We start from the raw sequence: 15,938 nt of genomic DNA on the forward strand, positions 1-15,938 counted from the left end.
ACCCCATGACACGGCCGTCCTTATCTTTGTCCTTGCATGTCCCCCTGGCGACGGCCGTCGCTTTGGTGCTCACCGCCCATCCCCTACCGGCCGAGGCCAGTGCTCGCGAAACCATCAACCAACTTTGCCTGGCCGGCTTTTCTGCAGCGCTGAGTGCCGCCGGCAAGGAGCCGCCGGCGGGCATGGCCAGTTACGCCTGCACGTGCTTCGTTGACCAGGTCAGCCAGAACGTCAGCCTGGCGGACGCCCAGGCCAGCTGCACCAGACAGGCCAGCAGCCGTTTCAAGTTCAGCTGAGCTGGGGAGCCCGCTGCCCCCAAGGGGCCGGCCCCACCCGCTCACGCACCAACGAAGGCATGATCGCGGCCTTCAGGCGCAGAGTCCGGTGACACCGCCGGTGGAGACCATGGAAAGCTGTTCCAGGGGCATGTGTTCGATCGCGGCGATCAAGGTGGGCTGGGCAGATTGAGATTCTGAGCAGACCAGGGACTGAAAGAGGTCAAAGCGATCCTGGGGAGCCAGCTCGCCGTCGTCACTCCAAGCCAAACTCCAGGGAACGGGGCCAGCCATGACGCAGGAAACTTCGGTGTTGGTTTCCTGACAATGGAACAAGAAGCTCTGGGCAGGCCGATTCGTTGGCTTTCCTTCAGGTCTCGTTCATGCTTCGCCATCTGGTTCGGCTGAACCAGGGGTAACCCTGTACGATGCTCGTGATTCAAAGGCTTTCAGGCTCCAAACGGCGCGCTCAGTTAGGACCCGCATCCGACCGGCTTTCCTTGAGGAACCCACCAGCATCGCCGAATCAGTTCCAGGTTCCCATCAAGGAATGACCATTTACGTAGGCAATCTCTCGTTCCAGGCCGAACAGGAGGATCTGCTTGATCTTTTCGGCCAATACGGCGAAGTCCGTCAGTGCAGCCTTCCCCTCGATCGTGAAACTGGCCGCAAGCGCGGCTTTGCCTTCGTCGAGTTGGCGAGTGATGCGGAGGAGCAAAAAGCCATCGATGACCTCCAGGATGTGGAGTGGATGGGACGCATGATCCGCGTCAATAAAGCCACCCCTCGTGAACGCACTGGCGGTGGAGGTGGAGGTGGAGGCGGCAACCGCTCTGGCGGCTACGGCGGCGGTGGCGGTGGCGGTGGATACGGCGGTGGGGGCAACCGCTGGTGAACCGCACCGGCCGAGCCGTTTCCCTGCTGCGGAGTTTGATCAGCTCCGCAGCAGGTCTGGCTCTTGCCTGGGCACTGCCTCCAGCATGGGCAGGCAGTGCCACCGCTGACTCCATCTGGAGCAACACCAATGCCTTGGAGCGCGCCCGACAAAGCCTGCCCCAGGGGATGGTGGAGATCGGTAAGCAATGCGAAAGCTTTCAGGTGCGCGGGGATTTTCGCTACCGCTGCACCGTGACCTGGGGGCCGGGGCCTGGCGTGCCAGGGCCGCAGCCTTAAGCTCTCTGCCCCCAGGTGCGGTGTGGTCCAATCGGATCAGGCGACCCTGATGACATCATCCCGATCCCTGAGCTCGGCCAATTGATCGCGCTCCCAGGCGAGACGGCGCAGATCAGCTCCAGGGGTCAGTAGGGCCAATTCACCTTCGCGGGGCTCTGGCAGGGCTGCACGCAGATGGCGCCGGCGCATCTTGGCCGTCCAGCGATGGAAGCGATGGAACGCTCTCGAGCGGGTCATGGGAACCTCCTGGGGGGAGACTTCTCTGGTCTATCGCAAGGAACCGGAACCGCCAAGCCCCGCTTGGTGTGGGTTGCCACTGAACGGGTGATTCATCCCCACGTGCTCCCGAGCCCGTGGGGGAACACCCAGGATGTTCAGCCCTGGCGCCCTCGGTTGGCCCAAGCCCGGAGTGAAGCCCATGGGGAGATCCCCGAGCGATGGGACTGGCCCCTTGAATGGCGTTCTGCCACCGCTTGCCATGGTTCCCCATTCGGCCCCCGCCCCCACAGCACGCTCGTCCAGGCCAGCACTGTCGCGCTTGCTGCTGACCCTTCGCCCCCATCGGCAGCGGGTGGCCCTGGCGGCGGCCTGTTCGGTGCTCAACAAGCTGTTCGACCTGGCGCCACCGGTGCTGATCGGCCTGGCGGTGGATGTGGTGGTCAAGCAGCAGCAGTCCTGGCTGGCCCAATTCGGTGTGGCCAGTGTGCCCGGACAGTTGACGGTGCTGGCGGTGCTCTCGTTCGTGATCTGGAGCGCGGAATCGCTGTTTGAGTACCTCTACGGGGTGCTCTGGCGCAACCTGGCCCAGACCGTGCAGCACGAACTGCGCCTCGAGGCCTACGACCATCTCCAGCAACTGGAGATGGCCTTTTTCGAGGCGGGCAGCAGCGGTCGTTTGATGGCCATCCTCAATGACGACATCAATCAGCTGGAGCGCTTTCTCGACCACGGAGCCAACGAAATCCTGCAGCTGATCACCACGGTGTTGGCGGTGGGCGGCGCCATGGTGGTGCTCTCCCCGGGGGTGGCTGGTGTGGCCTTCCTGCCGATCCCGGTGATTCTCTGGGGATCGCTGGTGTTTCAAAAACGTCTGGCCCCCCGCTACGAAGAGGTGCGCGAACGGGCGGGCGATCTCTCCAGCCGGTTGGCCAACAATCTCGGTGGCATGCTCACCATCAAGAGCTTCGCCGCCGAGGCCTGGGAACAGGAACGGCTCCGCTCGGACAGCGAGGCCTACCGGCTCAGCAACCGCCGGGCGATTCGTCTCTCGGCAGCCTTCATTCCCCTGATCCGTTTCGCGATCCTGTTCGCTTTTCTGGCGATTTTGGTCATCGGCGGCCTGCAGGCCTGGCGCGGGGTGATCGCCGTCGGTAGCTACAGCTTTTTGGTGTTCATCACCCAACGGCTGCTGTGGCCGCTCACCACCCTGGGCCGCACCCTTGATGACTACCAACGAGCGATGGCCTCCACCAACCGGGTGCTGGATCTGCTCGAAACACCGATCGCCATCCCCAGCGGGCGCCGGGGTCTGGAGACCCCTGCAGTGGCCGGGCGTCTGGAGTTTCAGGGGGTCCGTTTCGCCTACCAGGGCCGGGACCCTCTGCTTGAGGGCTTTGATCTGCTGGTGCCGGCAGGCACCACCTTGGGAATCGTCGGCTCCACGGGCTCGGGCAAAAGCACAATCGTCAAATTGCTGCTGCGGCTCTACGCGATCGATCGGGGCCAGATCCTGCTCGACGGGATCCCCATCGTTGAACTGAAGCTGGCCGACCTGCGCCGCGCCATCGGCCTGGTGAGCCAGGAGGTGTTCCTGTTCCACGGCACCGTGGCCGAGAACATCGCCTACGGCAGCTTCGGGGCCAGCCGCGCGGCGATCGAGCGGGCGGCGGAGTTAGCCGAAGCCTCGGCCTTCATCGCCGCCCTGCCCGAGGGCCTCGACACGGTGGTGGGGGAGCGTGGTCAGCGCCTCTCCGGCGGCCAGCGCCAGCGCATCGCCCTGGCCCGGGCGATTCTCAAAAACCCACCTGTCCTGATTCTCGATGAGGCCACCGCCGCCGTCGACAACGAGACCGAGGCGGCAATCCAGCGCTCCCTTGAGCTGATCACAGCCGAGCGCACCACCTTGGTGATCGCCCACCGGTTGAGCACCGTGCGCCACGCCGACCGGATCGTGGTGATGGAGCAGGGCCGCATCGTCGAAAGCGGCCACCACGACGACCTGCTGGCCCTAGGTGGGGCCTACACCAACCTCTGGCGGGTGCAGGCGGGCCTCCGCCAGGACGAAGCCCTCCAGCTTTGAGGGTGACCTGGCCGGGGTTGAGTGTTTGTTCAGGCCAGCGTTGGAAGTGGTCGTGGCGCCGGCCGTGTTTGAACGGCGTGGCGGATGGGATGAAATAAGTTCAGAAAATGAAAAGTTCTGCCTTGAAAAAGCGCGGCGGCTTGAATCCGGTGCTGCTGGCCTCTGTCCTGGGGCTCACTGGCGGTTTGGTGCTGGCGGGCCCCCTCTCAGGCTGGATCAAGGGTGATCTGCTCGATAAGAACCACTCCCTCGGCAATCCTTTTGCTGCCTGGGCCGGCCTGGGGGACCAGGAATTGGTGGTGCTCGGCACCGATGTGGGCGGTGGCAACACCGATGTGATGTACGTGGTGAAGGTGCAGAACGGAGTCACGAGCCTCACCCAGGTCCCCCGGGACACCTACATCGATTCCAACGGTTTCGGGCCGCTCAAGGCCAATGCCCTCTACAGCCTCGGGGGCACCGAGGCGGTGAAGCACGAGCTTTCCCGTCAGCTGGGCCGGCCGATCGAGCACCACATGGTGGTCAATCTCTCGGCGATTCGCCGTCTTGGCGATCAGCTGGGGGGCCTGGAGGTGAACGTGCCCAAGCGCATGTACTACGTCGACAACAGCCAGGGGCTCTACATCGACCTCCAGCCCGGTCTGCAGACCCTCAAGGGCCGGGATCTCGAGGGCTTCATCCGCTACCGCCACGACGAACTCGGAGACATCGGCCGCCTCGAACGGCAGAAGCTGCTGCTCAGCGCTCTCTTCGCCAAGCTCACCCGTCCTGAGAATTTGCTCCGGCTTCCCAGCCTGATCGCCTCGGCCGGCAAGGACCTCAACACCGATCTGGGGCCGATGGAGATCGGTGGATTGGTCACCGCCATGGCCACCACCCAGTTCCACACCAAGCGCCTGGGGGGCCGTCCGTTTGATCGCAACGGCATCAGCTACTGGGAAGCGGAATGGCCCAAAGCCGAGGCACCCGTTGAAGCCGCCCATGGCGGTTCCAGTGGCGAGGGCTCGAACCGCTTCAAGTTTCTGTTCTGATCAGCCCCGGCTTGGACCAATCGTGAGCTCTGCGGCCTTGGCCTAATCAACCTTGGGCGGAGTTCCGTAGCTCGCCGGCACCAGCACCAGGAACAGCAGCCACCAGAGCAGTACCACCAGACCCAATGGGGCGGTGATCCACCAACGTTGCAGCAGCAACCAACTAGCGGATGGCACCAGCACTCCTGTGAGCAGGATGCTCCAGGGCTGGCACCACCAGGGCTTGAGGTGCCAGAAGGAGGCCTCCTTCCCTGCTGGTGCTGCCGTGGTCGGTTCAGCGCTCATCGCTCGGGGCTCACTGCGGCCATTCTCCTTGATGTCGATGGGATCAGGGCCTTCAGCAGGTCCAGCCCGGTTCGCCGTGGAAGCAACCGCAGTGACGCCGAGGGCGGTGGTGAGCCAGATCGAGGCGGAGCTCTGGGAGGGTCCCGGCACCTGCGGGCTACCGGCACGGTTGCTGGGGTGGCGGAGCCATGGTTCCGGAGCTGATGGCCTGGACCAGCCGGGCGCCATAGCCTTGGGCCTGTCTGGGCCAAGGTGGCGGGCATTGCAATCTCAGCTGGTACGCAACAGCCTCCGGCTGGGGCTGAGTGTGTTGTTCACGGCCTCGATCGCCCTGTGGTGCCAGCGGATCGAGTTCGTCTGGTATCCCCTGTTGGCAGTGATCTTCGTCGTTGATGACAACGATGAACTCACCCTCAGGGCCGCCCGCTCGCGCCTCTTCGGAACAGTGGCGGGGGGGCTGGTGGCCTTTCTGGTGCACACCATCTGCCAGGGCTGGCCGGCTGTGTTGCTGAGCCTGGTGATCACCGTGCCGCTGCTGCGGCTGCTGGGTTGGCAGGGGGGGCTCTCCACGGCGGCCACGATCACCCTGCTGTTTCTGCTCGTGCCCCGGTACAGCGCCTTGAACTGGGACTACGTGTTCAACCGCAGCCTCGACACCAGCGTCGGCATCGTGCTGGCGATCGGCGTCAGCCTGTTGTTCTGGCCCCGCGACCGCCTCGCCCGGATCGAGGGCCTCGACCGCGACCTCCATGGGGCCCTGGAGGAGCGGCTGAGGCTCTGGCGGCACTGGCGCCAGGGCAGCGGCCCCCGGCCGCCCCAGGTGAACCCCCGCGGGGCGACCGGCAGCCTCCTGGAACTGGAGCGGTTGGTGGGCATTGAGCGCAGCGGCCACGCCCGCCAGGCGATTCTTCGCGAGCGCTGGAGCCAGCGGCTGTTGCTGTGGAGCACCATCCACCACCACTGGTTCCAGCTGGAGCGACTGCTGGAACGCCAGCCGGAGGCGCCCGCGCAGGCCAGTCCACTGCTGCGCCTGGCCCTGGAGGAGGAGCAGAAACGGCTGGACCTGGCCTTGCGCGCCCAGAGGCGCTGCGAGCGCCATCCCCGCACCGATCGGGACCTCGGCCGGGCGAGGGATCGGGTTCCCCCCCCCCAGGAAAGCCCGGTGGCCGGATGACCCTGTTCAGGCGCGAGGAACTGCGGTTGGCCGTGGTGTGCGGTCTGTGCGCTGGGCTCGCTGCGCTCGCGCCGATCCCGGACGGGTACTACATGCCCATGGCGGTGGTGGCGGTGATGGCCGGAAGCTATGGAGGCTCCTATCGGCTGGGCCTACAGCGGCTGCAGGGAACCCTGCTCGGGGCGGCGATCCTGCTGGTGTGCCAGGCCGGGTTGACGGTGCCCCTGCCGCTGGCGCTGGCCCTTGCCCTCCTGCTCACCCGTCTGCTGGGGGGACTTCTGGGGCTGGAGGTCGGCTACAAGGTGGCCGGATTCGTGGTGGTCATGGGCTGGTTGGTGCATGACACCAACCTCAGCAGCTGGTTGCCCCTGCGGCTCTTCTGGACCTGCCTGGGGATCCTGATCGGTCTGCTGGCGCTGCAGTTGTTCTGGCCCAGCCGGGCGATCGCCATCCGCCACCGGGCCTGCGGCCGCCTGCTCGTCCAGGTCGCCGCTGAGCTGCGGCAGCAGGCCGGACGTCTCGATGACGCCGACCCGCCCCTGGAGGCGCCCATGCTCACCCCCCAGGAACGGCGCGCCGCGCACCGTCGCGACCTGACGGCGCTGATGGAGCTGCGCCGCACCCTGGGGGAGGCGGTCACGGAGCTCGGGCCGAACCCGGAAGCTCAGGCGCTTCTTCCCTTCTGGCGGCAGCTCGATGGCTGCCTGTCGCTGTTGCTGGGCTCCCTCGACAGCCTGCGCAACCTGCGCCCGCCCTTGCGGGCGCTGCCGATCCTCGATCGGGTGCATCGGGCCGAGTCCGAGCTGTTGCGGGCCGTGGCCGATCGCCTCAGTCTCTGGGTCGAGGTGTTGCCCCACGTCCGGAAACTCGACCGGGTGGTGGACGCCACGGGTGCGGCGCTGGCCTCACCGCTAGCTCCCCAGTTGGAGCGCCTGCGGGCGGAGGAGGCGGACCTGTTCAGCAGGCCAATCCCCGAGCTGGGCGCCACCCGGGAGCGCCAGATCGCTGAACGGCTGATGCTCTGCCATCAGGCGGCGGGCGCTGTGGAGCGGATGGAGCAGCGGTGGCGGGAGCTGGATCCGTGAGTCCGGGCCGAGCCCGTTGGGGGCTGATCGTTTCCCTGCTGGTGCCGTCGCCCGGGCTGGCCGCGCTGGCTCCCCTGGGGGCTGGGATCGCCCCAGCTCCGTCGGCCGGCACGACGCCTGGCGCCGCTTTCGCCCCAACTCGGCTTCTGGCCCAGGCAACCTCCATTCAGCCGCCGGCGCGGGGAACCGGAGCTGGAAGCCCCCAGGCCAGCACAGCTGTGCTGGAGCGCTCCTGGCAACGGCTGGATCGGGAGTTGCAGCTGCTCGATGGGGTGCTCAGCGACGACCGGCAGGATCCGCCCCTGGCCCTCCCCACCGCCCAGGGGCTGGAACCCTCCCCCCCCCAGGACATCAGCCTGGAGCAGGCCCTGGCGATTGGTTTCGCCCAGAGCCCTGAACTGCAGATCCAGAGGCTGGAGGTGGCGGCGGCCCTGGCCCTGCTGCAGGCGCGCCTCGGCGCCTACTGGCCCCAGCTGGCCCTGGTGGGCGGCCTCGACCTGGACCAGAGTGCCACCAACTATGCCGTTCCCCGGGGCAATGAGAGCCTTGGTTTCGGCCCCAACTTCGCTGCCGGCGGGGCCTTCGCCGTGCCCAGCGGTGCGCGGGCCTACCTGAACCAGGGCACGGGCTCGGCCGGCGGCGGACTGGAGCTGCGCTATGCCTTGCTCGATTTCGCCCGCGCCCCGGCGGTGGAAGCGGCCCGATTCAGCCTGCGCCAGGCCCGCCAGACCTACGCCAATGGTCTGCGCCTGCTGCAACTTTCGATCACCGAGGCCTACTACCAACTGCAGCGCAACGACGAGTTGGTGCGCATCCGTGAAGCGGACCTGCGCAGCGATGCGGTCGTGCTGCAGGACGTGCTCGCCCTCAAGCAAGCGGGGCTGGTGCCCCGGCTCGATCTGCTGCGCCGCCGGGCGATCGAAGCCGAAGCGGAGGAGCGCCTGGTGCAGGCCCGGGCTGACCGCGCCATCGCCCGGCGACGCCTGGCGGTGCTGCTCAACCTGCCGCTAGATCGGGTGCCCCGGGCCAGCGATGCGATTCAGTTGCAGCCCGCCTGGCCGCTGGATCTGGAGGCGAGCCTGCTGGCGGCCTACCGCGACAACCCTGAGCTGGAGGCGCTGCTGGCGGCCCGCGAGGCCCTGGGGAGGCAAAAGGATGGGCTGGCCGCAGCCCTGTTGCCCAGGCTGAGCCTGGTCGCCGGAGGGGGCGCTCTGGGCACACGAACGAGCCAGTGGAACGCCAGTGGCAACTGCTGCGGCTCCACGGTGATCCCGCTGCTGAACACCGACGGCGCCCAATGGGGGGTGGGCCTCACCTTCCGCTGGCTGTTGTTCGATGGCGGCAGCAGCGCGGCGGAGGTGCGCGCCCTGGCCAGCCGGGAGGCGGCGAGTGCCCAGCGCTACGTCGCCAGCCGGAACGACATCCGCCTGCGGCTGGAGTCGGCGTTCTTCAACCACAGGGCCAGCCTGGAGAAAGTGGTCTCGGCAAGGCGCGCCGTGGCCGCCAGCCTGGAGGCCTTTCGCGATGCCCGCCTGCGCTACCAGAGCGGCCTCTCCAACGAGGTGACCCTCTCGCTCACCCAGGACCGCCTGATTGACAGCCTCGTCCGGCGACTCAACGCCACCATCGACGTCAACCTCACCTATGCCCAACTGCTGCGGGAGCTGCTGCCAGTGCCACGGGATCCGGCCGCGCCGCTCCTTCCTCACCTTCAGTGGCCGCTACCGCCGGAGAGGAACCGCTCAACCCGGTAGGCCAGCACCACCAGAAGCACCACCAGCCAGAACCACAGCTCCGGAGCGTTGGCGTTCGCCAGGACCACCAGCAGCACCACCTCGGCCACCAACCAAGGAAGCTCCTGGCGCAGCAAAGGGTTGGGCCGCCAGGAGAACGGTTTCACCAACGGGCTGCTCCCCCCTGACGCAGGTCGCCAGCGGCCTGGCGGTCGATGCGGCCACTGCGGAAGCCGCCGGTGAGGGTGCGCAACCCCGGCAGCACGTAGGAGAGCGGCGTGCGCCACTCCACGTAGGCGTGGCTTTCCACCGTGAGCCCCTCGCGCACGGGGAACACGCGGCTTCCCTCCGAAAGGGTCCAACGGAAGCCATCAACGCTTCCGGGGTCGCGGCGAAGTTCGATTTCGGTGCGCATCACCGGGCCGGAGGCCACCAGGGCCTTGGCCAGCTGGGGGTTGCCGATGGTGGTGGAGATGTCGTCCTCGGTGGCGGGCAGCAGATTCACGCGCACCACCCTGCCGACGATGCCACCGAAGCGTCCACGCTGGTCCCACTGGGGCACCACCTCGACGGCCATCCCAGGTTTGAGCCTCCGGGCATCCGCCGGGGCGTAATAGGACACGGCGCGCAGGGGGCCGGCCTGGGTGGGGCGGCCGATGGTGCCGAGCCGCTGGCCCAGGTGCACGGTTTGGCCCGGAATCACCTGCAGGTCCAGGACTTGCCCGTCCCGGTCGGCCAGCAGCTGGCCGTCAAAGGCCCGACGAGCCTCGGTGACGCGCAGTTGTCTTGCCAGGTCGTCGATGCGGTAACGGCGCTGCAGGGCCTCGGTTTCGATCTGGAGCTTCACCTGTTGGTAGGCGCTCAGCAGGCGCTTCTCCTCGATGCGCACCTGATCGAGGCTGACGCTGGTGTTGGTGAGCCCCTGCTCCACTCCGACCACCTCCGCTGAGAGGGGCGCCACCACCTCCCGGGCCGCCAGCCAATCGAGCTGTTTGAGCTTGCTGAGGTAGGTGCCCTGGAGGGTTCCGAAGCGGGTGCGGTCGTTGGCAAGCTTGGCCAAGGCCGTGGCCACCGCCTGCTTTTCGGCCCTGAGCCTGAGCCGATCGCGGCCACCCAGGGCCTCGTTCTGACGCACCAACTGACGCAGGTTGGCGCGCTGTTGCTCCAGCTGACGATCGAGCACGGGCAGGTAGAGCTCGACCAGCACCTGGCCGCGGCGCACCGCATCGCCGCTGGCCACATGCACCCGGCGCACCTGGCCAGGGGCGCGGGCATCCAGCAGACCCGCGTTGTCGGGTTGGAGCAGCACCCCCTGGCCCACCACCTCCGTGGGCACCAGCCAGAAGGCTCCCCAGAGACCGACGGCACCTGCCATCGCCGCCAGGCACCAGCCCACCTGGCGGCGGCCCCCGCCCTTGGCCTGCGGCGGATCGGACGGAACGGTGGCCTGCATGGGCGCCAGCATGGAGCCAAATGGTTCCTCTGTCAGCAGGTCTGGGTCCGGCTGCCGCAGGGGAAATCCCAGCGCTCCGCTCGCCCAGCGGCCACGGTCTCAGGGGGACGCCGTGACCGCGGCCAGGGAGGAGAGGGCCCCGGCATCGCCGCCGAGGGCTGCGGCGAGCAACGGAGCCAGGGGTGGCACCAGGGCGAAGGGGCCGCTGAAGCCGCTGAACACCCACAGCCCGGGGCTGCCGGCAACGGGCCCCACCAACGGCCGCCCACAGGTGGTGAACGTGACCGGCGCCTGCAGGAAACGGGCCGGCTGGGCCGCCAGCTCGGGCCAGAGCCTATTCAGCTCCTCGCGGAGGGCGGCCTCCAGCGGAGCCTTTGCCGGTGGCTCCCCCACCCCGGCGCCCGGTCGCACCAGGGTGGTCTGACCCAGCAGGAGCCCCGCGCCGCGGGGGGCCAGGCCCCCATCCACCACCCACTGCTCGGAGCTGAGGGCGAGGGCCTGGGCTTCCAGGGCCTGGCGCCGGCCCTCCAGGGGCATCACGATCGCGCCGTCAGGTTCGTTGCAGGGGAAACCGTGCCACGGGAGCCTTGTTGCGGGTGGCAGCTCTTCGATGTGCAACACCCCGGCCCAGCTCACCAGCAATCTGCCGGCCAGGGCAGGCCAGAGCGCCAGGTTGCCCGCTCCTGCCGCCAGCGCGATCTGATCGGCGCTCAGGGACGGGGCGTCGACCCTCCCCACGGTCCAGCCCCCACTCCGCCTGGGCAGCAGGCCCGTGGCGGCGCCGCTGATCCGCCTCACACCCGCCCGCTCCAGGGCCGCCGGCAGGGCGGTGGCGAAGCGCTCGCCATCGAGCCGGGCGTAGGGGTGACGCTCCAGGCGGCCGCCGGGGCCATGGAGCAGCAGCGCGCAGGACCGCCAGCCCAGGGGCCCGTGGCGCCGCTCCAGGGCCTGCCAACAGTCCGGGGCGGTGGCCATCAGCGCCCCGACCGGCCCCGGGGGACCGGCCCACCAGGGCACGCCGCCGTAGCTCAGCTCCGTCGCCGAGGGGCCCTGGCCACTCAGCAGCTCCACAGTGGAGCCGCGCTCCGCCAGGGCCAGGGCCAGCAGGCCGCCGGCCAGCCCGCCACCGATCACAAGCACCTCAGCCAAGACTCAGCTGGTGAGGTTGAACGAGCCGATCACCTGCTCGAACAGGCCCTGAACCTTGCCCCAGCGCAGGTCGTTGGTGCTGGCCGAAAGCGTGTAGAGACGGCCCCGGTCGGCCACCACCGTGGCCAGCTCATGGCGCTGGCGATCGCTCAGCTGCACCGTGTACTCCAGGTCGTAGAAGGTGCGGCCCTCCTGCTGCCGTTCGCGGGCGGCCACCAGCTCCGCGCTGCGGTCGCCGCCCGCAGGGGCGATCGCCGTGCTGAGAAGGCGCTCCCCCACCGCCTGGGCGCCCGCCTCCTCTGCGGCCTCATTGGCGGGGGTCACCGGGGCCACCATCAGGCTCAGGGTCTCGTCGGTGTGGATCAGGTCGTGGAACACCACCTGGGGGCCGCCGCTCACCTGCACCCGGGTCCAACCGGTGGGATACAGGAACGCATAGCGGCCATCGGGGCTGCGGTAGGCATTCAGACCCGCCGCCGAGGCGCTGCACCCCACCACAACCAGGGCCAGCATCAGAGGCAGCAGCCAACCCGTGAGCCGGGCCCGAAGCTTGCCGGGCAGGTGATGACGGAAAGGGTCCATGGCGATCCGGGGCGGCAGGGCTTTCGCCATTCTCCAGCCCGGGTGCGATGGGTGAGCGCAGGGCCCGGCCGCCCAGCATGGGGTTTCCGTCAACGCAGCGCCACCGATGACCGCCAGCCCAGTCACCCCAGGCCCTCGCCCCCAGCGGCGCAGGAGCTGGGCCCAGATCCAGCGCGAACAGCAGCAGCGATGGTTTTACCGTCTGCTGGATCGCTCGTTCGGTTTCCGTCTGCTGGTGGCCCTCGGGTCAGCGATCCTGCTGCTCGGCGCCGTCAATCGCTGGGAGCAGTGCCGGGATCACGGCGTCAGCGCGGCCTGCGTCCTGCGCGATGCCGGCGGCATCATCAGCGTCAGCAACATCGAATCGCTGAGCATTGTCACCGCGGCTTTCCTTTATGTGCTGGAGGGCAGCAAGCGGCGTCAGCGTGAGAACCAGGAGGCCATGGAGGTGATCCTCACTTTCCAGCAGGCCGGCGCCAAGCTCAGCTATGCCCGCAACAGTGCCCTGGAGCGGCTCAGCGAGAGCGGCCTCTGGCTGGATGGTCTCGACCTGAGCCGCACCCACCTGGATGAGCTTCAGGCGGCCGGCGGCCGCTGGCGGGAGGTGAACCTGAGCCGCGCCAGCCTGCGCCATGCCTGCTTTGAGGATGCCGATCTGCGCGGGGCCGATCTCAGCGAGGCCGACCTCAGCGACGCCAACCTGCGCCATGCCGACCTGCGGGGAGCGAGCCTCCGCGGCGCAGACCTGAGCGACGCGGACCTGCGGGGTGCCGATCTCACGGGAGCCAGCACCGAAGGAGCTCGGCTCAGCGGCACCCGGCTCGAAGGGGCGGCCCTCGGGGACCGCGCTCTGGGCTGAGCGCCTAGATTCCGCCCAGTTGCCCCAGGCTCCTGAGCGGCTTCACCCGGCCCCTGGCCCGCCTGATCGACCAGTTCGAGCGACTTCCAGGGATCGGACCGCGCACGGCCCAGCGGCTGGCCCTGCACGTGCTGCGGCAGCCGGAGGAGCAGATCCGCAGCTTCGCCGATGCCCTGATGGCGGCCCGCACCCAGGTGGGCCAGTGCCAGCGCTGCTTCCACCTCTCGGCCGAACCCCTCTGCGAAATCTGCCGCAATGAGGAGCGCCGCACCGGCGTGCTCTGCGTGGTGGCCGATTCCCGCGACCTGCTCGCCCTCGAGCGCACGCGTGAGTTCAAGGGCGGCTACCACGTGCTCGGCGGCCTGATCTCGCCCATGGATGGGATCGGCCCCGAGTTGCTGCATGTCAAGCCGTTGGTGGAGCGCGTCGATCGCGATGGCATCAGCGAGGTGATCCTGGCCCTCACCCCCAGCGTCGAAGGCGACACCACCAGCCTCTACCTGGCGCGGCTGCTGCGGCCGTTCACCTTGGTGAGCCGCATCGCCTACGGCCTGCCGGTGGGCAGCGAACTGGAGTTCGCCGACGAGGTCACCCTGGCCCGGGCCCTGGAGGGGCGCCGGCGCATGGATGAGTAGCTCCCTTCCTGAACCAGCCATGGCCCCCCGCTCCTCCCGCTACAGCACCATCCCCCCGGCCGAGCGGCTGCCGGAGTGGCTGCGCCAGCCGATCGGCAACGCCTCCCAGCTGGAGAGGGTGCAGGGGATCGTCAAGGGCCAGCGGCTGCACACCATCTGCGAGGAGGGCCGCTGCCCCAACCGAGCTGAGTGCTATGCCGCCGGGACGGCCACCTTTCTGCTGGGGGGGCCGATCTGCACGCGCAGCTGCGCCTTCTGCCAGGTGGACAAGGGACAGGCGCCGGCGCCCTTCGATGCCGGCGAGGCCGAGCGCGTGGCCGGCGCGGTGGAGCAGATGGGGTTGCGCTATGTGGTGCTCACCGCCGTCGCCCGCGATGATCTCGCGGACCATGGCGCCGGCCTGTTCACCGCCACCATGGAGGCGATCCGACGCCGCAACCCGCTGGTGGCGATCGAAGTGCTCACCCCCGACTTCTGGGGGGGCCACCGGGGCGAGGCGGAGGGGTTGGCGGCCCAACGGCAACGGCTCACCGTGGTGTTGGCCGCAAGGCCGGTGTGCTTCAACCACAATCTCGAAACCGTGCGCCGGCTGCAGGGGGAGGTGCGCCGCGGCGCCACCTATGCGCGATCCCTTGGGCTGCTGGAGGCGGCCCGGGAACTGACGCCGCAGATTCCCACCAAATCCGGGCTGATGCTGGGGCTCGGGGAGACCTTCGCGGAGCTGGTGGAGGCGCTGGAGGATCTGCGCGCCGTGGATTGCCAGCGGCTCACCCTGGGCCAGTACCTGCGGCCCTCGCTGGCCCACCTGCCGGTGCAGCGCTACTGGGAACCCGCCGACTTCGAGCGGCTGGGGGCGATCGCCCGGGAGCTGGGCTTCGCCCAGGTGCGCAGTGGCCCGCTGGTGCGCAGCAGTTACCACGCCGGAGCGGAGTCCTAGATGGGCGTTCAACTGGAGAGCTTCGCCACCTTCAACGTCGCGATCGTGGTGCTGGCGGCGGGCCAATGGCTCAACCGGCGCGTTCCCTTGCTCTCGGCGTACAACATCCCCGAGCCCGTGAGCAGCGGTCTGCTGGTGTGTGTGCTGCTGGCGCTGGTGCATGGGATCTGGGGGCTGGAGGTGAGTTTCAACCTCGCCACCCGTGATTTCCTGCTGCTTTATTTCTTTGCCGCCATCGGCCTCAATGCCGATGTGCGCACCCTGCTGGCCGGTGGCCGCCCCCTGGCGCTGCTGGTGGCCCTGACCGCCGCTTACGTCGTCCTACAGAACCTCACGGGACTTGGCGTGGCCAGCCTGCTGGGGCTCAATCCCCTGGTGGGCTTGCTGGGTGGGTCGGTGTCGCTGTTGGGGGGCCATGGCACGGCCATCGCCTGGGCACCGCGCTTCGCTGAGACCCACGGCATCGCCAATGCCATGGAGATCGCGATCGCCTGCGCCACCCTCGGTTTGGTGCTGGCTTCGCTGGTCGGGGGGCCGATCGCCCGCTTCCTGATCGGGCGCCACAAGCTCAAACCCCGGGGACGGGCCAGGGAGGAACTGGAACGCCAGGGAGACGAGGGCGCAGAGGTGGCCGCGATCGATGGCTCCAGCTTCCTGCAGACCCTCTTCTGGCTGAACATGAGCCTGGCGGCAGGGGAGCTGCTGTACGAGTTGCTGCAGGCTTCCGGCAGCAACCTGCCGCGCTTCGTCTGCAGCCTGTTCGGGGCGATCCTGATCACCAACATCGTGCCGCGGCTGCTGCCAGTGATCCCCTGGCCGGCGGAGTCCAGGTCGCTGGCGTTGGTGAGCGAGGTTTCCCTCGGCATCTTCCTGACGATGTCGCTGATGAGCCTGCAGCTGTGGACCATCGCCGAGCTGGCGGGCCCGATCCTGGCGATCCTGCTGGCCCAGTTCCTGATCGCGTCGCTGTTCACCGTGTTTGTGGTCTTCCTGGTGATGGGCCGCGACTACGAGGCGGCGGTGATCTGTTCAGGCTTCGGTGGCTTCGCCCTGGGGGCCACCCCCACGGCGATCGCCAACATGACGTCGGTGGCGAAGCGCTATGGCCCCGCCCACCGGGCCTTCATCGTCGTGCCGCTGGTGTCGGGCTTCTTCGTCGACATCATCAACGCCGTCGTGATCCAGCGGTTCCTGACGTTGTTCGGCTGAAGGCCCTGGGCGGCCGTGACGAAGCGACAACGGGGCTTGCTACTGAACGTCCGCATGAT

Annotated in this window: 17 protein-coding genes; 11 read left to right on the top strand and 6 right to left on the bottom strand. The window is 68.3% G+C overall.

What is annotated here, in order from left to right; all coding sequences use genetic code 11:
- The first annotated feature begins 5 nt into the window (after positions 1-5).
- On the top strand, positions 6-296 hold the full coding sequence (locus tag KBY88_RS04175) for a hypothetical protein (protein ID WP_254938653.1): 291 nt from the start codon (positions 6-8) through the stop codon (positions 294-296).
- Between the two features lie 72 nt (positions 297-368).
- Here the strand turns inward: KBY88_RS04175 and KBY88_RS04180 are convergent, their stop codons facing one another.
- Positions 369-569 carry a DUF8633 family putative protein gene (locus KBY88_RS04180; protein ID WP_254938654.1) on the bottom strand — a complete coding sequence of 67 codons (201 nt, stop codon included), beginning with the start codon at positions 567-569 and terminating at the stop codon, positions 369-371.
- Between the two features lie 256 nt (positions 570-825).
- On the opposite strand from KBY88_RS04180, the gene rbp reads away from it, so the two are divergent.
- The 3 genes from rbp (at position 826) to KBY88_RS04195 (ending at position 4,778) form a co-directional block, all read left to right on the top strand.
- A complete protein-coding gene (gene rbp, locus KBY88_RS04185) occupies positions 826-1,170 on the top strand; it encodes an RNA-binding regulator (protein WP_254938655.1) in 345 nt (114 codons plus the stop codon).
- A gap of 756 nt (positions 1,171-1,926) precedes the next feature.
- Complete coding sequence (locus KBY88_RS04190) at positions 1,927-3,747, top strand: ABC transporter ATP-binding protein (RefSeq protein ID WP_254938656.1); 1,821 nt, start codon at positions 1,927-1,929, stop codon at positions 3,745-3,747.
- Positions 3,748-3,854: 107 nt separating this feature from the next.
- The gene (locus KBY88_RS04195) at positions 3,855-4,778 is read left to right on the top strand and encodes an LCP family protein (protein WP_254938657.1); all 924 of its coding nucleotides are present in this window, start codon (positions 3,855-3,857) and stop codon (positions 4,776-4,778) included.
- 42 nt (positions 4,779-4,820) lie between these two features.
- On the opposite strand, the gene KBY88_RS04200 is transcribed toward KBY88_RS04195, so the two are convergent.
- The gene (locus tag KBY88_RS04200) at positions 4,821-5,063 is read right to left on the bottom strand and encodes a DUF6737 family protein (RefSeq protein WP_254938658.1); all 243 of its coding nucleotides are present in this window, start codon (positions 5,061-5,063) and stop codon (positions 4,821-4,823) included.
- 262 nt (positions 5,064-5,325) lie between these two features.
- On the opposite strand from KBY88_RS04200, the gene KBY88_RS04205 reads away from it, so the two are divergent.
- Genes KBY88_RS04205 through KBY88_RS04215 form a run of 3 tightly spaced genes read left to right on the top strand, consistent with a single transcriptional unit; the run spans position 5,326 to position 9,076 of the window.
- Positions 5,326-6,237: an FUSC family protein gene (locus KBY88_RS04205; RefSeq protein WP_254938659.1), complete on the top strand. Its 912-nt coding sequence runs from the start codon at positions 5,326-5,328 to the stop codon at positions 6,235-6,237.
- Positions 6,234-7,322: an FUSC family protein gene (locus KBY88_RS04210; protein ID WP_254938660.1), complete on the top strand. Its 1,089-nt coding sequence runs from the start codon at positions 6,234-6,236 to the stop codon at positions 7,320-7,322. The genes KBY88_RS04205 and KBY88_RS04210 overlap by 4 nt, the downstream gene beginning before the upstream one ends.
- Positions 7,319-9,076, top strand: coding sequence for a TolC family protein (locus KBY88_RS04215; RefSeq protein ID WP_254938661.1), 1,758 nt, complete (start codon positions 7,319-7,321; stop codon positions 9,074-9,076). The genes KBY88_RS04210 and KBY88_RS04215 overlap by 4 nt, the downstream gene beginning before the upstream one ends.
- Here the strand turns inward: KBY88_RS04215 and KBY88_RS04220 are convergent.
- From KBY88_RS04220 to psbP, 4 genes are all read right to left on the bottom strand, one after another.
- The gene (locus KBY88_RS04220) at positions 9,034-9,222 is read right to left on the bottom strand and encodes a hypothetical protein (RefSeq protein WP_254938662.1); all 189 of its coding nucleotides are present in this window, start codon (positions 9,220-9,222) and stop codon (positions 9,034-9,036) included. The two genes, KBY88_RS04215 and KBY88_RS04220, sit on opposite strands and share 43 nt — an antisense overlap.
- Entirely contained in the window at positions 9,219-10,508 is a 1,290-nt protein-coding gene (locus tag KBY88_RS04225; RefSeq protein ID WP_254938663.1) for an NHLP bacteriocin system secretion protein, read from the bottom strand. The genes KBY88_RS04220 and KBY88_RS04225 overlap by 4 nt, the downstream gene beginning before the upstream one ends.
- A gap of 99 nt (positions 10,509-10,607) precedes the next feature.
- Positions 10,608-11,648 carry an FAD-dependent oxidoreductase gene (locus KBY88_RS04230; protein ID WP_254938826.1) on the bottom strand — a complete coding sequence of 347 codons (1,041 nt, stop codon included), beginning with the start codon at positions 11,646-11,648 and terminating at the stop codon, positions 10,608-10,610.
- A gap of 12 nt (positions 11,649-11,660) precedes the next feature.
- Positions 11,661-12,239: a photosystem II reaction center PsbP gene (psbP, locus tag KBY88_RS04235; RefSeq protein ID WP_396102578.1), complete on the bottom strand. Its 579-nt coding sequence runs from the start codon at positions 12,237-12,239 to the stop codon at positions 11,661-11,663.
- Between the two features lie 106 nt (positions 12,240-12,345).
- Here psbP and KBY88_RS04240 point away from each other — a divergent pair, with 106 nt between their 5' ends.
- From KBY88_RS04240 to gltS, 4 genes are all read left to right on the top strand, one after another.
- Positions 12,346-13,098, top strand: a complete 753-nt coding sequence (locus KBY88_RS04240; protein ID WP_254938664.1) for a pentapeptide repeat-containing protein — start codon at positions 12,346-12,348, stop codon at positions 13,096-13,098.
- A 62-nt stretch (positions 13,099-13,160) separates the two neighbouring features.
- Positions 13,161-13,733: a recombination mediator RecR gene (recR, locus tag KBY88_RS04245; protein WP_396102580.1), complete on the top strand. Its 573-nt coding sequence runs from the start codon at positions 13,161-13,163 to the stop codon at positions 13,731-13,733.
- Positions 13,734-13,752: 19 nt separating this feature from the next.
- Positions 13,753-14,670 carry a lipoyl synthase gene (lipA, locus tag KBY88_RS04250; protein ID WP_254938665.1) on the top strand — a complete coding sequence of 306 codons (918 nt, stop codon included), beginning with the start codon at positions 13,753-13,755 and terminating at the stop codon, positions 14,668-14,670.
- Positions 14,671-15,879: a sodium/glutamate symporter gene (gene gltS, locus KBY88_RS04255; protein WP_254938666.1), complete on the top strand. Its 1,209-nt coding sequence runs from the start codon at positions 14,671-14,673 to the stop codon at positions 15,877-15,879. It abuts the gene before it with no gap.
- The last annotated feature ends 59 nt before the right edge of the window (positions 15,880-15,938 follow it).

Origin of the sequence: Cyanobium sp. Morenito 9A2 (genome assembly GCF_024345575.1) — a bacterium.
Classification (GTDB): domain Bacteria; phylum Cyanobacteriota; class Cyanobacteriia; order PCC-6307; family Cyanobiaceae; genus ATX-6F1.

Coding starts and splice junctions, on each gene's coding strand:
- gltS (WP_254938666.1), top strand. CDS start 14,671: ATGGGCGTTCAACTGGAGAGCTTCGCCACCTTCAACGTCGCGATCGTG.
- lipA (WP_254938665.1), top strand. CDS start 13,753: ATGGCCCCCCGCTCCTCCCGCTACAGCACCATCCCCCCGGCCGAGCGG.
- KBY88_RS04175 (WP_254938653.1), top strand. CDS start 6: ATGACACGGCCGTCCTTATCTTTGTCCTTGCATGTCCCCCTGGCGACG.
- KBY88_RS04200 (WP_254938658.1), bottom strand. CDS start 5,063: ATGAGCGCTGAACCGACCACGGCAGCACCAGCAGGGAAGGAGGCCTCC.
- KBY88_RS04190 (WP_254938656.1), top strand. CDS start 1,927: ATGGTTCCCCATTCGGCCCCCGCCCCCACAGCACGCTCGTCCAGGCCA.
- KBY88_RS04195 (WP_254938657.1), top strand. CDS start 3,855: ATGAAAAGTTCTGCCTTGAAAAAGCGCGGCGGCTTGAATCCGGTGCTG.
- KBY88_RS04180 (WP_254938654.1), bottom strand. CDS start 569: ATGGCTGGCCCCGTTCCCTGGAGTTTGGCTTGGAGTGACGACGGCGAG.
- KBY88_RS04210 (WP_254938660.1), top strand. CDS start 6,234: ATGACCCTGTTCAGGCGCGAGGAACTGCGGTTGGCCGTGGTGTGCGGT.
- rbp (WP_254938655.1), top strand. CDS start 826: ATGACCATTTACGTAGGCAATCTCTCGTTCCAGGCCGAACAGGAGGAT.
- KBY88_RS04225 (WP_254938663.1), bottom strand. CDS start 10,508: ATGCAGGCCACCGTTCCGTCCGATCCGCCGCAGGCCAAGGGCGGGGGC.
- psbP (WP_396102578.1), bottom strand. CDS start 12,239: ATGGACCCTTTCCGTCATCACCTGCCCGGCAAGCTTCGGGCCCGGCTC.
- KBY88_RS04240 (WP_254938664.1), top strand. CDS start 12,346: ATGACCGCCAGCCCAGTCACCCCAGGCCCTCGCCCCCAGCGGCGCAGG.